Source organism: Maribacter forsetii DSM 18668 (assembly GCF_000744105.1).
GTDB classification, from domain to species: domain Bacteria; phylum Bacteroidota; class Bacteroidia; order Flavobacteriales; family Flavobacteriaceae; genus Maribacter; species Maribacter forsetii.
On sequence record NZ_JQLH01000001.1, the window covers coordinates 3815204 to 3831286 of the forward strand.

General features: G+C 35.8%; 13 protein-coding genes. 10 read left to right on the forward strand and 3 right to left on the reverse strand.

The features are described from left to right. The first annotated feature begins 41 nt into the window (after positions 1–41). From P177_RS16220 to P177_RS16230, 3 genes are all read left to right on the forward strand, one after another. A complete protein-coding gene (locus P177_RS16220; protein ID WP_036156429.1) occupies positions 42–734 on the forward strand; it encodes a TapB family protein in 693 nt (230 codons plus the stop codon). 116 nt (positions 735–850) lie between these two features. Next, positions 851–1576, forward strand: a complete 726-nt coding sequence (locus P177_RS20495) for a collagen-like protein (protein ID WP_036156431.1) — start codon at positions 851–853, stop codon at positions 1574–1576. 118 nt (positions 1577–1694) lie between these two features. Then, the gene (locus P177_RS16230) at positions 1695–2351 is read left to right on the forward strand and encodes a collagen-like protein (protein WP_036156433.1); all 657 of its coding nucleotides are present in this window, start codon (positions 1695–1697) and stop codon (positions 2349–2351) included. A 29-nt stretch (positions 2352–2380) separates the two neighbouring features. Here the strand turns inward: P177_RS16230 and lipB are convergent, their stop codons facing one another. From lipB to P177_RS19950, 3 genes are read right to left on the reverse strand one after another with little or no spacing between them, the layout of a single operon-like run. After that, positions 2381–3094, reverse strand: a complete 714-nt coding sequence (gene lipB / locus P177_RS16235; RefSeq protein WP_036156435.1) for a lipoyl(octanoyl) transferase LipB — start codon at positions 3092–3094, stop codon at positions 2381–2383. 26 nt (positions 3095–3120) lie between these two features. Next, positions 3121–3858 (reverse strand): hypothetical protein, encoded by a 738-nt coding sequence (locus P177_RS16240; protein ID WP_036156437.1) that lies wholly within the window; start codon positions 3856–3858, stop codon positions 3121–3123. Between the two features lie 11 nt (positions 3859–3869). After that, entirely contained in the window at positions 3870–4025 is a 156-nt protein-coding gene (locus tag P177_RS19950) for a YqaE/Pmp3 family membrane protein (protein ID WP_084684717.1), read from the reverse strand. Between the two features lie 212 nt (positions 4026–4237). On the opposite strand from P177_RS19950, the gene P177_RS16245 reads away from it, so the two are divergent. From P177_RS16245 to P177_RS16275, 7 genes are all read left to right on the forward strand, one after another. Next, positions 4238–4963 (forward strand): SGNH/GDSL hydrolase family protein, encoded by a 726-nt coding sequence (locus tag P177_RS16245; RefSeq protein WP_036156439.1) that lies wholly within the window; start codon positions 4238–4240, stop codon positions 4961–4963. 39 nt (positions 4964–5002) lie between these two features. Continuing rightward, positions 5003–6691 carry a lysine--tRNA ligase gene (gene lysS, locus P177_RS16250; protein ID WP_036156441.1) on the forward strand — a complete coding sequence of 563 codons (1689 nt, stop codon included), beginning with the start codon at positions 5003–5005 and terminating at the stop codon, positions 6689–6691. 58 nt (positions 6692–6749) lie between these two features. Further along, on the forward strand, positions 6750–8180 hold the full coding sequence (locus tag P177_RS16255) for an SLC13 family permease (protein ID WP_036156443.1): 1431 nt from the start codon (positions 6750–6752) through the stop codon (positions 8178–8180). A gap of 195 nt (positions 8181–8375) precedes the next feature. Then, entirely contained in the window at positions 8376–10865 is a 2490-nt protein-coding gene (locus P177_RS16260) for a zinc-dependent metalloprotease (RefSeq protein ID WP_036156445.1), read from the forward strand. A gap of 180 nt (positions 10866–11045) precedes the next feature. Then, entirely contained in the window at positions 11046–11225 is a 180-nt protein-coding gene (locus P177_RS16265; protein ID WP_036156447.1) for a hypothetical protein, read from the forward strand. Positions 11226–11387: 162 nt separating this feature from the next. Next, positions 11388–11843 (forward strand): hypothetical protein, encoded by a 456-nt coding sequence (locus P177_RS16270; protein WP_036158653.1) that lies wholly within the window; start codon positions 11388–11390, stop codon positions 11841–11843. A 254-nt stretch (positions 11844–12097) separates the two neighbouring features. Continuing rightward, positions 12098–16027: a DUF2194 domain-containing protein gene (locus P177_RS16275; RefSeq protein WP_036156450.1), complete on the forward strand. Its 3930-nt coding sequence runs from the start codon at positions 12098–12100 to the stop codon at positions 16025–16027. Positions 16028–16083 lie beyond the last annotated feature (56 nt).

Consider the following 16083-nt stretch of genomic DNA (forward strand, 5'->3'; position numbering starts at 1 on the left):
TTTTAAATAGTTATTAATCAGAGTCTTAACTATACTAAAAAATGAAAATTAAGTCAATTATCGCATCATTGTTTTTTATCGGAACAATTTCGCTTTCTGCTCAAGACAATTGTAGCAAGTTTTACCCAATGAACGAAGGCGTTTCAATGGAGTACACCAATTATAACAAAAAGGGAAAAGTAGAAGGTGTAAGCAGTTATAAAGTTATTGAAGCTACCCATAGTGCAGGAAATACCACCGCCACCATGTCCATTAACCTAAAAGACAATAAAGGCAAAGATATTTACAGCACTAATTATAATTTAGCTTGCAATAGTAACACCGTAACACTGGACTACGAATCTTTGTTACCTTCTGAAATGATGGAACAGTACGGTGATATGGATTTTGAAATATCTGGTAATGATATTGAAATACCAAACGACCTTAGTGTAAGACAAAACCTTAAGGATGCTAACGTTGCCATGAAAGTTAGTATGAGCGGTATTAGTATGAATATGAATGTTGATATGACAAATAGAAAGGTAGAGAAAAAAGAAAGTGTAACAACTACTGCCGGTACTTATGACTGTTATGTTTTATATAGTGATAACCGTTCCAAAATGATGATGGTAAACCAAGTCTACCCATCAAGAGTTTGGCTTGCAGAAGGTGTTGGTATGGTAAAACAAGAGACCTACAAGAAAAACGGAGATGTCATGAGCAGTACTTTACTTACGGCATTCAGCAATTAATAACTTCACCAAGTACCAATTTTAAACCGAGGCTTAAACCTCGGTTTTTTTTATGCCCGCATGTTAACCTTTCTTTCAAAGCTTCATTAAAAGGAAATAATCCTAAAATATTAATAATGAAGACTACAACAAATTTTATCAAATGCGCAATTTTAATATTCGCCATCTCATTTACCTCATGTTCTAAAGATGGAGACATTGGCCCTATTGGTCCACAAGGTGAACAGGGTATACAGGGCGAACAAGGAGAGCAAGGCCCCGCAGGTGAAGATGGAGAAGCACTAGGCGTACCCGGTCCACAAGGGGAACAGGGAGAGACCGGTGCAACCGGACCTGTCGGTGAAGATGGCACTGACGGTACAAATGGAACTGATGGAACTAACGGTGAAGACGGTGAGGATGGTAATGCCAATGTTGTATCATCAAGTTGGTTAGTTGCAGACTTTCCTGACAACTACTCTTACTCTGCTGCAACCGTCACTATAAGTGATTCTAGAATTACACAAGATGTATTAAATAATTATACTGTCCTAGGGTATTTCTCATTTTCTGATACTTTTTCTGAGGTCTATGCTATACCATTTACAGAGCCTTTATTCAGATCTTTTACCATGGAACAAAAAATGTCTATTGGCGAATATAAAATTACTGAAATGGGCAACCCAGATACAGTAGGCACCATTGACCCTACCGATGGTTTTGTTCGCTATTTATTAATAGCCCCTTCTTACATTTCATTTAAATCAGGAGAAAATAACAGGTATACTATAAGCGGAATGAAAGAGAACGGCGTAAACCTTTCTAATTACCATGAAGTTATAAATTACCTAGGGCTTGAGTAACATTCCCTTATTTTAATTAAAAGAAAAAACCGAGGCAAATACCTCGGTTTTTTTATGCCCGCATGTTAACCTTTCTTTCAAAGCTTCATTAAAGAGAAATAATCCTAAAATATTAATAATGAAGACTACAACAAATTTTATCAAATGCGCAATTTTAATATTCGCCATCTCATTTACCTCATGTTCTAAAGATGGCGACATTGGACCTATTGGTCCACAAGGTGAACAGGGTATACAGGGCGAACAAGGAGAGCAAGGCCCCGCAGGTGAAGATGGAGAAGCACTAGGCGTACCCGGTCCACAAGGGGAACAGGGAGAGACCGGTGCAACCGGACCTGCTGGAGAAGACGGTACAAATGGTACTGATGGAACTAACGGCGAAGATGGCAATGCCAATGTTATCGCTTCGGAATGGTTAAATACTACTTATGATGGTACAGTAGACGATGTTAGAAGAAGTTTCGAAGTTATAGCTCCAGAAATTACACCTGAAATTCTTGACACAGGTCTTATTATCTTTTATGGAAAAAAAGGTAGTGAAATTTGGGGTATCCCTTCGAGTTTCCCATTTTTAAATCAGAATTTTTCATGGATTTCAATGGGTTCATTAAGAATCCTTTGTGATAGTAACGATGGCACCACCGGGGTAGGCACTCCTTATTTTACATCTATCAGATATATTGTTGTTCCTTCTGGATTGACTTCGAAAAACAGTACAAGTATTTTAGAAATGAGTTACTACGAAGTTATGGATTATTATGGACTAGAATACTAATCCGATTTTAAAGCATAAAAAACCGAGGCTTACACCTCGGTTTTTTCATTTATCTTGGCTTCAAAAAGTACTTGAAAATGCTTTAATAGCTTTTGCTTCAACTCATCTAAATCAACCTCTTTTTTTCCTAGTTCTACATTTAAAGAAGTAACGGCTTTTCCTTTTATTCCGCATGGGATCATCATATCAAAATAACCCAAATCGGCATTTACGTTCAAAGCAAAACCATGCATGGTTACCCATCTACTTGCTCTTACTCCCATAGCACATATTTTACGTGCAAACGGAGTACCTACATCTAACCAAACTCCGGTTTCGCCTGGTGAACGTTCAGACTTTATTCCGTATTCAGCTAAGGTCAATATGACCATTTCTTCTAAAAAACGAAGGTATTTATGAATATCAGTAAAGAAGTTATCTAAGTCTAATATAGGGTATCCCACTATTTGCCCAGGACCATGATAGGTAATATCTCCTCCCCTATTTATTTTATAAAAAGTAGCTCCTTTAGATGCCAATACTTTTTCATCCACTAGCAGATTAGAAATATCTCCACTTTTACCTAGTGTATAAACATGTGGGTGTTCCACAAAAAGAAAATGATTGGGAGTCTCTAAATTCAACTCCTCTCTTCTATTTCTTATTTTAAGATCAAGAGTTTCTTGAAACAGTTGTTCTTGATAATCCCAAGTTTCTTTATAATCTTTAAGACCTAAATCTTGTATGCGCACCTTCTTATTCATCTTACAAAGATATGAAAAGCAAAAACCTATTTTTCTAACTCTACCTCGATGACCATAGACTCTGGATCCTTCATCATCTCCAAGAAGTTTACTTCATGAATCATAGTTTTTCCATCCATTGAAAATGTCGCTTCTTCAATATTAGTAGATTTTACCCTTCTTGGAAAATGATACTTAAATGTATAAGTAGACCCAGATAAAAACATTTCGGCACTTGCCAAGCTGTCTATACTTTGTTCAAACAATTTTTGATTTAAGATAACGGTCTCTCGCTTAAATGTGTTCTTTTTAAAACTATAATTGACTGTTGTCGTTTCTTCTGTAGCTCCACCTGGCATAGTTTTACCACCTGCAATAGGACCAACTGAACTTGCATTTTGAAAAGCGTTGAAGGCATCGTTCACTTCAGACACTTTCTTAAAGTCTGTAAACATATTAAAATTCATGACTCCGCCTTCTGGATCTACTACCATACGTAAGCTGAAAGGTTCTAATCTTTTAAGCTTAGCTTGCTCTTCTGGGGACAACTGCGCTATACTATCCTTTTTCTCTCTTAATAAGTCTTTAAAAACCAAAGTAGAATCTATTGCCTTATCCAATTCCGTTGAATCGGTTTCTGGTATCATTTGCATCATTTCATTTCCATCGAAAAGTATACTCATTTTACCTGACCCGTCTTCATTGAAATAAATTTCTTCTGTAAAATTACAGGCAGCAATACATACTGTTATAACAACAACAGCTAATATTTTAAAAAGTCTCATGTATTTTGGTTCTAGTTAGGATTGTTCAGTATGACCAATGCAGCAATTACACCTGGTACCCAGCCGCAAAAAGTCAAAAGTAGAACAATTATAAAAGAACCGCAACCTTTACCTAGAACTGCTAAAGGCGGAAAAAATATGGCTAGTAATACTCTAATTAAACTCATTTGATTATTATTTTGATTGATTGATGTACCTTATAAGTCGCAATTGCAAACGCTTTGTTACAAAAATCCGCAAATTTTATTGACCAGAACGCTACCAATGCTCAGAACAATATTCTTTATTCTTATTCTCTTATCCCTTCTACAGCCTTCATTTAATTAAGTATTTATGCTAACTTTTAGAACCTTTACAATAGTCATTACGTTAGGTAAACATGAAATACTCACACATGCTTTATAATTTGACCTTAGTTGCTTTTCTATTTAGCTTTTTAACATCATGCAGTCAAACCGAAGAAATAAGACCTGAACAATTAGAGAATACTACAATTGATCAAGAAATTATTACCTATTTGGCTCTTGGTGATAGTTATACCGTTGGGGAGAGCGTTGCTTTTGAAGATAGTTTCCCTGCTCAATTAAGTACAGAAATAGAGAAAAACAAAGGTCTTGTGGTCAACACAACCGTTATTGCCCAAACGGGATGGAGAACAGACCAGCTTATCGCCTCTATTGGCAATCGAGAATCTGCAGATTACAATTTAATAACGTTGTTGATCGGTGTAAACAACCAGTTTCAGTCTAGACCATTTTCTCAATATGAAGCCGAATTTGAAGTATTATTAAATAAAGCTATCAGCCTAGCTGGCAATGATTCCAACAAGGTAATCGTTCTTTCAATTCCTGATTACTATTTTACACCATACGGACAAAGTAATGGTAATGAACTAATCTCAATTGAACTTGACGGATACAACAATTTTGCAAAATCTACAGCGAAAGCAAAAGGAGTTACTTTTCTTGATATTACGGATGTTACCCGAAGAGGATTAGACGAAAAAGAATTGGTTGCCAATGACGGTTTGCACCCATCGGCACTAGCATATGAAAAATTTGTTGAAAGACTCTATCCTTTAGTGTCTACAAGATTGAAAGATTAAGTCATATCGATTATATTTGCCAGCTAAATAAACGACGGCATGCAATTATCGGAGCAAGAGCTTATCAGAAGAGAGAAATTAGACAAATTAAGAGCACTAGGTATTAATCCTTATCCTGCTGCTTTATATCCTGTAAATTCCACATCAGAAAGTATAAAATCTGACTATGAAGAAGGCAAGCAGGTAATTGTTGCCGGTAGACTTATGTCTCGTCGTATTCAAGGTAAGGCCTCTTTTGCCGAGCTTCAAGATAGTACTGGTAGAATTCAGGTATATTTCAATAGAGATGAAATTTGCTCTGGCGAAGACAAAACCTTGTATAACGATGTTTATAAGAAGTTGCTGGATATTGGCGATATCATTGGTATTGAAGGTGATCTTTTTACGACACAGGTAGGTGAAAAAACGATTATGGTGAAGAAATTTACTATGCTAAGCAAATCGTTAAGACCTTTACCATTACCTAAAAAAGATGCCGAAGGCAAAGTATATGACGAATTCAATGACCCTGAACTACGTTACCGTCAACGTTATGTTGATTTGGTAGTGAACCCAAAGGTGAAAGAGAATTTTATTAAAAGAACGAAAATCACCAATAGTATTCGTGAATTTTATAACGCAGCCGGTTATTTAGAAGTAGAGACTCCTATTTTACAGCCTATACCTGGTGGTGCTACTGCACGTCCGTTTTTAACGCATCATAATGCATTGAACATTCCTTTATATTTAAGAATCGCCAACGAGCTTTACTTAAAAAGGTTAATTGTTGGTGGTTTTGATGGTGTCTATGAATTCTCTAAGGATTTTAGAAACGAAGGAATGGACCGTACCCATAACCCAGAATTTACCGTAATGGAATTGTATGTTGCATACAAAGATTACAACTGGATGATGGATACCACAGAGAAACTATTGGAGAAAATTGCGATGGATTCTAACGGTACCACGAAAGTTACCGTTGGTGAAAACGAAATTGAATTTAAAGCTCCGTACGCTCGTGTGCCAATTTTAGAAGCTATAAAAATACATACTGGTTATGATGTTGCAGGTATGCCTGAGGACGAACTTCGCGAAACTGCCAAGAAACTAGGTCTGGAAGTTGACGAAACAATGGGTGTTGGTAAATTAATCGATGAGATATTCGGTGAAAAATGTGAGCACTTCTACGTGCAGCCAACATTTATTACAGACTACCCAAAAGAAATGAGTCCGCTAACCAAAGAACATAGAGACAACCCGGCTTTGACAGAGCGTTTTGAGCTGATGGTAAATGGTAAAGAGCTGGCTAACGCTTACTCTGAGCTTAATGACCCTATAGACCAAAGAGAGCGTTTTGAAGATCAATTAAAGCTGTCTGAAAAAGGAGATGACGAGGCAATGTTCATTGATCAAGATTTTCTTAGAGCTTTGGAATATGGTATGCCCCCAACTTCTGGTATCGGTATCGGTATTGATCGTTTAGTTATGTTGATGACCAATAATGCATCTATACAAGAAGTATTATTCTTCCCTCAAATGAGACCAGAGAAGAAACCATTACAATTGTCTGACAATGAAAAGGTGATTTTTGATATTCTAAAAGGCGAAAAGAAAATGGAACTGGACGCCCTTAAAACAAAAGCGGATTTAAGTAACAAAGCTTGGGACAAAGGAATAAAAGGGATTACGAAGCAACAGTTGGCTAAAATCTACAAAGAAGAGGACGTACTTTTAGTGGAAATTTTATAATAGTCATTTCAAGGAACGGTAAAAAATAGTAGCTTAGAAGCTGGCAAAACCAACCAGCATGAATCTAAGTAGTAAAATAGGTCTGTTTACAGGTCCTATCATATTTTTCATTCTTATTTCTTTACCCAATGTATTAATTTCTGAAAATGCGGATGCCGTCATAGCTGTTGCTCTTTGGATGGTTATTTGGTGGGTTACCGAAGCGGTTTCTATTTCTGTAACCGCATTGCTACCCTTGTTACTATTTCCTATTTTAAAAGTAATGCCCATTGGTGATGTTGGAGCTAATTATGGTAGTCCTATAGTCTTTCTATTTTTTGGGGGTTTTGTCATGGCGTTGGCTTTAGAAAAAGTTAATCTTCACAAACGTATTGCCTTAAATATCATTAGACTTACAGGTACAACGGCGAATAAAGTAGTTCTTGGTTTTATGATCGCTACCGCTGTTTTAAGTATGTGGATCAGTAATACGGCGAGTACCGTAGTCATGTTACCCATTGCCATGTCGGTTATTAACCTACTGATCCAAGATGAAGACGGATTTACAAAGCGAGACCGAAACTTTGCCTTAAGCGTGATGTTAGGTATTGCCTTTGCTGCCAACGCAGGTGGTATTGCAACTGTTATTGGTACGCCCCCAAATTCAGTTCTCATTGGTTTATTAGAAAATGAATACAATATTGAAATATCATTTCTTAAATGGATGATTATTGGGCTACCGTTCTCCCTTATCATGATTTCCATTTGCTATTTTGTTCTGGTAAAAGTGTTTTTTCCTACTCAGGGTTTAAAATTTAAAGCTTCAAAAACCATTATACATGAAGAGCTAGATAAATTAGGTCCTACTTCAGGGAAAGAAAAAATGGTGCTTATCATTTTCGGAGTTACTATTTTCTTATGGGTGTTTAGAACTTTGATTAATTCGATATTTCCGAGTTTGGGATTATCAGATACACTTATTAGCATGTTTGCCGCTATTGCGTTGTTCACATTACCATTTAATCTCAAAAAAGGCGATTTTATTTTAGAATGGAAAGACACCCAAAAGCTCGCATGGGGAATTCTTATTCTATTTGGTGGCGGACTCTCATTGGCAAAAGGCATGTCGGTTTCGGGTATTGTAGATTTGGTGGCAGCAGTTATTGGGCAAAGTGATCTGAGCATCTTACTAACAGCTTCATTATTGATTCTACTAATGTTATTTATGACAGAGCTGATGAGCAATGTAGCACTTGTAGCAGTTCTTGCTCCAGTAGTGGCGGGTATCGCAATAGGTCTAGGCTTACCTATTACTTATCTATTGATACCAATAACCATTGCTAGCAGCTGTGCTTTTATGCTACCTATGGCAACACCACCAAACGCAATAGTCTTTGCTAGCGGTTATATAAAAGTCCACGAAATGGCACGTGCAGGAGTAATTCTTAATCTTATTGCAGTGCTCTTATTAATTGGATTATTTCAATTTGTGCTGCCATTATTGTTCTAGTAATCTTCCACAAAAAAATAAAGCCCTTGCAGTTGCAAAGGCTTTATAATCGACTAATTCAGAAATGAAAATATGTTTATTCCTACTTAATAGACGCCTTTCATTCTGCATTGTTACAAATAGGCTTAAGAAATTATTAACTATTTGTTCCAGATATTATTTCAATCTTTGACAGATTACCTAACTAACTCACAAATGAAAAGAAAATTACTTTTAAAGTTATTGCTATTACTTTGTGTTTTTGGCTACCAAAATGCCGATGCACAAATCTTCAAAAAAAAGAAAAAAAATATTGAGCAAGAAGCCAGTAAACCATCAAAAGATAAAATTCAGCCTTATAATAAGGTGATTACCAAAGATGCCGTTAGTGATGCCGGACTCTTTACTACCCATGTAGTTGATGAGAATCACTTTTTTGAAATTCCAGATTCATTGTTCAACAAAGAAATGTTGATGGTAAGCCGTATTTCTAAAACCGCATCTGGCATTGGTTTTGGAGGCGGAAAAATAAACACTCAGGTTTTACGATGGGAAAAGAAAGATAAAAAAGTATTGCTTCGTGTAGTATCCCATGATGTGGTCGCGGCAGATTCTTTACCTGTACATGAAGCCGTTGTAAATTCAAATTTTGAACCAGTTTTATACTCATTCGACATAAAGGCCGTTCAGAAAGATTCACTTAACCCAACTACCGTTATAGAAGTAAACGATATTTTTACCAAGGATACCAAAGCTCTTGGTATGCCAGATAGATTTAGAAAAAGATATAAAGTATCTCGTTTAGATGAAGGTAGAGGCTACATTGAATCGATCAAAAGTTATCCTTTAAATGTTGAAGTACGCCATGTAAAGACGTATTTAGCAAGTGCAGCACCTAGCAACCAAACTCTTGGTTCTATTTCTGTTGAGATAAACAACTCAATGGTGTTGTTACCTGAAGAACAAATGAAACGCAGATATTTTGATGAACGTGTAGGATGGTTCTCTAGAGGCCAGGTTGATTACGGTTTAGAAGCTCAAGAGAGTAAGACCGTTAAATTTCTTGATAGATGGCGTTTAGAAGTAAAAGATAAAGATCTTGAAAAATATAAGAACGGTGAACTGGTAGAGCCTAAAAAACAAATTATCTATTACGTTGATAGAGCTACTCCTAAAAAATGGGTGCCGTTCATTAAACAAGGTATAGAAGATTGGCAAGTTGCCTTTGAAGCTGCTGGTTTTAAAAATGCAATTATTGCTAAAGAGCCGCCTTCTGCAGAGGAGGATCCAGAATGGTCTCCAGAAGATATTCGTTATTCCGTAGTACGTTATTTAGCATCACCTATACCCAATGCGAACGGACCTCATGTTAGCGATCCACGTAGTGGCGAAATTTTAGAGTCTGACATTAATTGGTACCATAATGTAATGACGTTATTGAGAAACTGGTACTTTGTACAAACAGCAGCTATTAATCCTGCGGCTAGAGGCGCTTCTTTTGATGATGATGTAATGGGTCGCCTAATTCGTTTTGTATCGTCTCATGAAGTTGGGCATACCTTAGGTTTACCACATAACATGGGTAGTAGTGTTGCGTACCCTGTAGATTCGCTTCGTTCTAAAACCTTTACAAAGAAATTCGGCACCGCTCCATCAATTATGGATTATGCGCGTTTCAACTATATAGCTCAACCTGGTGATGAAGGTGTTGCCCTTATGCCAGATATTGGTGTCTATGACAAATACGCTATTAAATGGGGATACAAGCCTATTTTAAACACTACTGCAGAAGAAGAAAAATCTACTCTAGACAAATGGATCATTGCACACGCAGGAGATCCTCTATATCGTTTTGGACACCAACAGGTAGGTGATATCGTTGATCCTAGCTCACAAACCGAAGATTTAGGTGATGATGCCATGAAAGCTAGTGAATATGGTATTGCCAATCTTAAAAGGATTGTTCCAAAATTAATTGAGTGGACCACAGAAGACGGTAAAACTTATGAGGATCTGGACAAGTTATACGGTCAGGTATTCTCTCAATTCAACAGGTATATGGGGCACGTCTCTAATAACATTGGCGGAGTTTATGAAAACCATAAGACCTACGATCAAGAAGGTGCCGTCTATACAGCAGTAGCAAAAGAGAAACAACAAAGAGCAATGGCCTTTCTTCAAGAGCAGCTATTCAAAACCCCAATATGGATGCTTGACCAAGATATTCTGGAACGTACAGAGTACTCTGGCTTCTTAGAGCAAATGAGATCTATGCAAGTGCGTACACTAAACAATGTATTAAGCTTAGGAAAGATGGCGAGGTTAATTGAAAATGAAACCATAGATCAATCTGAAGCATATGCTCTTACTCAAATGATGAGTGAATTAAGAAAAGGAATATGGTCTGAAGCCAAAAACGGTAAAGCTGTAGACACCTATAGAAGAAACTTACAAAAAGCCCACATTGATCGCTTAGCGTATTTATTAACAGCAGACAATCAAGCGAAAGCATCTGATTTTGGTGGCTACAGAAAATCAACAGTTGTCAACACTAGCCAATCTGACATAAGGACTATTGCAAGGGCAGAACTGAACATTTTAAAGCGCGATATTAGAAATGCACGCAATAGAACTTCAGATATGATGACAAAATATCATTACGACGATGTTTCTGAGCGTATTAACGTCATTTTAGACCCTAAATAAAATGTTGTTGAAATAGCAATTCCGAACCTATATCGATGAAAAACCAATATCACCGACGAATGAAATGTATTAACCACATTTTAAATATTCTAGACATCAAAAAAAGCCCATTACACAACAATGGGCTTTTTCATGCGTTATTCTTTTTTAGATTAGCAATGAATTTAAAACCCCCAAATCATGACCAATAAATTTAAAAGTCTTATTTACTTAGCTTGTTTCATTTGTGCATCTGTTGTATACTACCAAAATACGAATGATAATGTACAAGAAGAAATTGTAACTAACACGTACGATCAAGAAGCTGACATCGTTATTAACCCTTACAAAACAATGGAGGGAAGAACACCAGCAAATTAAAGCATTAACAACATTTACCTACTTAAAAGCGCGGCTACCTACAGCTGCGCTTTTTTATTTTAAACACTTTACCTAGCCGTTAAATTTTTACTAAAATAAGGTATGGACTTAAACCATACGGAAAAATTCATGTCAAAGAAACAAATACATAAAACAATAGACATGAAAAAAATAATATTGGCCATTTTAGTAATGGCAGGAATTTCAGCAACGGCACAAGATCATAACAGGAAAGGTAAAAGAAGCGACATGAAGGATTTGACTCCTGTACAAATTGCTACTTTACAGACTAAAAAAATGACCTTGGCTTTAGATTTAAACGAATCGCAACAGGCAAAAATCAAAACCATTCTTACCGAAGATGCTACAGCTAGAAAAGCAAAAATGGAAGAGCGAAAAGCTAATAAAGAAGATGGTAAAAAAGTTTTGACCGCAGATGAGAAATACGCTATGCAAAATGATCGTTTAGACCATCAAATTGCACGTAAAGAGCAAATGAAATCTATTCTTGACACGGATCAATATGAGAAGTGGGTAAAAATTGATGGCAGAAAAAAAATGCGTGGTAAGGGAAAAAATCGTGGTAACGAAAAAGAAAAACGCTCTTCTAAACAATAGATATTTAATAAAATAGATAAAAAAAGGCTTGCTTTCAGCAGGTCTTTTCTGCATTTAATCGACCTCCAATTTTTACCTAATCCTTAATAAAAAACAGCATTAAGCGTATAAATGATTCATTCATGGATGAATTTGAATACTTAACCAATAAATTTTATGACTGCGCTTTTATTAAGGTACTTAGTTAATTCGAAATCGAGATCAATTTAATTTTTAACCATTGATCTCTCTTTTGAAATTCAAGATACTAAGCCATGATAGCAAAAAAATTAGGTTATTTAGCACTACTTATAGCCTTAAGTCTTTTGACAGGTTGTCAACAAGAACTGTATAAGTCTAACAATAAATTTAATATTCCGGAAAAAAGTACAGAAGAACCTCTTGTGCAATTTTTAATAGAGCCTACCAATTATAGCGCTATTATAGAAACCGAGAATCTAGCAAAGGCTTTTGACTATTCTAAAATTGCCCATAAAACTTTATGGATCAATCAGTTTAACGAGAAACTAAACATCTCGCCTACTACAAGAGTCGTAACGCTACACGAAACTGCCGGTTTAAGTACTATTGCCATAGATAGCCTTTTAAAGTTTGTTTCTAAAGGTGGTACATTATTAGTCACCAAAGCCGCAAAAGATGAACGTATGTCTTACTTCTTTGGAATGACCCCAGATGCGGACTGGAGCACAAACAGAGAGGCTTCTGGCCTATTCTTCAACAAAGCTCTTTTTCCAGGCATGCATGGACGTGGATTTGATAACAAAACGGTTCACCTTGGCTTTGACAGCTCTAATTTTTCTAGCAATGTAAATGTTTTAGTCACCGCACATAACAACCAAGATTATCCCGTTTTAATAGAAAATAGAATTGGTAACGGAAAAGTGATTCTGTACAACTCATCTCAAATTCTTAAAAAAGAAATGAGAGGTCTTCTATTTTCTGCCAGTCTATTAGGTTTAGAAGGTATTCCTTACCCTATTGCAAATATTGGAACATTATTTCTAGATGACTTTCCTTCGTCCATGTATAATGATAATGGAAAAGCGATCAACGTACAACAAGGTATCAGCAAATCTGAGATGTTAAAAGCTGATTGGTGGCCTAAAATGAAAGCACTAGCTCAAGAAGAAGACATTAAATACTCTGCCTATGTAACTTTTAATGCCAACGAGAAAAATAACGGTGACCCCACTTTTAAAAATTGGGACCAAACAGGTTTGCTAGACGGTAAAAATGAAAGTGGTACTAATAAGTGGCTTACAAATGAATTTACCAATAGAGGTCATGAGCTTGGTTTTCGTGGTTATAACGACCTTCCCCTATCTAAAAAATTATGGAAAGATACGGACCTCATTTTAGACAATACCAAAGCATCAAGAGAAAAGTGGGAAGATGATGTATCAAAAACACTACCTAGTTCATACGTTGCTCCAGATAATCAAATAGACAGTCTAGGCCTTATAGCTCTAAAGAAAGGATTTCCTAGTTTAAACTTTTTACACACTTCTTTTTTAGGAGACGTATATGAAGGTGGCAATAGAGAATTTGACCCAGACCCTTTAAATAACAGATTTTTTGATTACCCTCGATTAAGTAGCGGCTATACCATATCACAAAAAGAACAATGGGCAATAGAATCTACATACTTATATACCGGTATTTGGTCTCATGTTTTACATACTAATGATATTTTAAAGATAGGTAGTACAACAAATGCTATTGGTGAATTAAAAAAGCACATTGTTGATTACAAAAAAAGACACCCTTACATGAAGTTTCTAACTGCCAAACAGTCTACAGAAGCAGCAATGGACTGGCGTTACCAAAGTATTCGTCACCTAACTTACGAAGGCCAATACGAGGTCTCTAGCTCTTTAAATTCTGATGAAAAAAAAGACTCTTATTGGTTAATGTATGTTGAGGAACATAACAATGTAAAAGTGCATGAAAAACTATTCTTTGACCAGGTAGAATTTTCTTCGGTTCCTTTACTGAACGGTTTTCTATATAGCATTAAAACGAATTCACCCAATATAAGCGTACCAGATATTCGTCCAGAAATCAGAACCTTAATTGGAACTACCTCAACTTTAATAACCAACACCAAAAGCGACTATAAATCTTATAATAAGAGTAAACAAACTATGGTTCCGCTGAAACAAAAAATCAACAGATTAGTTGTTGAGGAAAAAACAGAAGAGGCAACAACCTTAATGGAGAAATTATTTAAGAACAACAAATTCATAAACACGCAACAGATTGTCAGTTACGCAGAGGGTATGGAGGAACAAGGTAAAACCGATGAACTTTGGTCTCAATTAAACAGTTTATACTTAAAAAATCCTTCTAGCTCTTATGCAGATTTCTCTAGAGACATTAGCTCAGTAAGCGATTATCCTTCGCTTAAGGTTAAAAAAATGTGGATGGAAAGGCAGATGGAATGGGGAAAAAATGATATAACCATTTTAAAAGAATACTACCAGAATTTTAATACCGAAGACAACACAGAAATCATAGAACAGGTTTTGGAAGTATTATACACTCTAGAACCTACTGAAAATAATAAGTTGACCTATTATGAATTTATAGTGAACTCTAATAATGAAGACCTTCTGAAGAAACTAGATAATATTGAACCATGTAGTATTTCCAATAAAGACTTAGCCACTTCTATAAGCCAGATATATGCTGATAAACTAAATTTTGAAACGGCAGAGCAATGGCAAAAATGTGGCAATATTTCTGCTGAAACCGTTAAAGAATGGAAAGAAAAAACAAAGACAATAGCTAGTAAGAAATTTACGGATTTTGAATATTACGTTAGGTATTTGTTGGTCAACGACCCAGATAAAGCGGTTGAAGAATTACAGGATATTGAAACATGTAGACCAGACCTCATAAGAACATCTAAAAACATAGCATTGTTATTTGCACAATACACACAATACCAAAAAGCTTTGGACTGGAGTACTTGTACGAACACCATACCAATTAGAAATATTTTAGATTGGAACCTAGAGTATGCGAATGGTAGATACCTAAACAAAGTATATGCAAACCATATAGAGAAAAACCCTAAAGACTATAACACCATGAACCACATGGTAAAACTGTTATTATTAAAAGGTGATGTTGCGGGCGCTGGTGAAATTGCAGTAAATATACCACCATCTAAAATTGATCCCGATTTTAAAATTGCATTTAATAACGAAGTAAAATCAAAATCTGATGAAAAGCAGTCGCTATACATTAGTAAGTTCAAAATATTAATGGATGATGCCATTGTCAAAAAATCAGAAATTGAATCTCGAAAAAAGAAAGGTCATTCCATAGGGCTTACCTCTACAGCAATAGCGGATGAATTCAACCCAACACTATTGAATAATGCTTTTCACTTTGGTTTCTATAATAAAAAGCTAGATTTTCACCAATTCTCTATAGTTCAAGGTACGGCATATACCATTTTAAAAGATACGATTGTACCTAATGATATTGGCAGGGATTTATTAGGCCTAGAATATGTCTATAAAAAAGAATCTGATCAAAAAAGGCCATTTTATGTTGGCGCAAGAATTGAGATGGACAACTTTAATAAAGTATTCTTCCATTTTAAATCTGGCATAGATTTTATTGGCGACACCAACAAATCTTCTTTAGGCATAAAAGCGCATCCTGTTACAACAGGTCCTGGGTATGATTTAAATATTTACGACATACAAGTTAAAGCGGCACAGGAGTTTGAATATTCATCTAATTTAAACCACGAGTTTTATATTAAAGCCGATTATTATACCGATAGTCAATATTATGCTATTGGTGGTACACGCGTAGAATATAACTTATTGAATTTAAATAAGTTTAAACTAGGACCGTTAGTTGAAGGTGCTTACGGTGTAGGTTCTGAAGATAGACGAAACGGATTCCCATACTGGCTAACAGAAGATAGACTTTTTGCCGGTGGTGGATTGCAATTTCAACTTGGCAATGATGATTCTGATTTTAACCTGAAGAGTGATTTCTCTCTTTTTGCCGAGCAAGATGAAGATAGCTTTCATCGCTATGAAGGTGAATTATCATATAGAATTAAAAACTTCACCACTATTAACCTAAACTACTCTTACTTTACAATTGACAAGTTTTTCTCAAATGTTGTTCAAGTAGGTATTCAGTATAATTTTAAATAGTATTATAACTAACTCAAATAAAAAGAGCCCTCAATTGAGGGCTCTTTTTAATATTT

Bases quoted from the DNA above. Each gene is read 5' to 3' on its own strand.
- P177_RS16220 (WP_036156429.1), top strand. From the start codon at position 42: ATGAAAATTAAGTCAATTATCGCATCATTGTTTTTTATCGGAACAATT.
- P177_RS20495 (WP_036156431.1), top strand. From the start codon at position 851: ATGAAGACTACAACAAATTTTATCAAATGCGCAATTTTAATATTCGCC.
- P177_RS16230 (WP_036156433.1), top strand. From the start codon at position 1,695: ATGAAGACTACAACAAATTTTATCAAATGCGCAATTTTAATATTCGCC.
- lipB (WP_036156435.1), bottom strand. From the start codon at position 3,094: ATGAATAAGAAGGTGCGCATACAAGATTTAGGTCTTAAAGATTATAAA.
- P177_RS16240 (WP_036156437.1), bottom strand. From the start codon at position 3,858: ATGAGACTTTTTAAAATATTAGCTGTTGTTGTTATAACAGTATGTATT.
- P177_RS19950 (WP_084684717.1), bottom strand. From the start codon at position 4,025: ATGAGTTTAATTAGAGTATTACTAGCCATATTTTTTCCGCCTTTAGCA.
- P177_RS16245 (WP_036156439.1), top strand. From the start codon at position 4,238: ATGAAATACTCACACATGCTTTATAATTTGACCTTAGTTGCTTTTCTA.
- lysS (WP_036156441.1), top strand. From the start codon at position 5,003: ATGCAATTATCGGAGCAAGAGCTTATCAGAAGAGAGAAATTAGACAAA.
- P177_RS16255 (WP_036156443.1), top strand. From the start codon at position 6,750: ATGAATCTAAGTAGTAAAATAGGTCTGTTTACAGGTCCTATCATATTT.
- P177_RS16260 (WP_036156445.1), top strand. From the start codon at position 8,376: ATGAAAAGAAAATTACTTTTAAAGTTATTGCTATTACTTTGTGTTTTT.
- P177_RS16265 (WP_036156447.1), top strand. From the start codon at position 11,046: ATGACCAATAAATTTAAAAGTCTTATTTACTTAGCTTGTTTCATTTGT.
- P177_RS16270 (WP_036158653.1), top strand. From the start codon at position 11,388: ATGAAAAAAATAATATTGGCCATTTTAGTAATGGCAGGAATTTCAGCA.
- P177_RS16275 (WP_036156450.1), top strand. From the start codon at position 12,098: ATGATAGCAAAAAAATTAGGTTATTTAGCACTACTTATAGCCTTAAGT.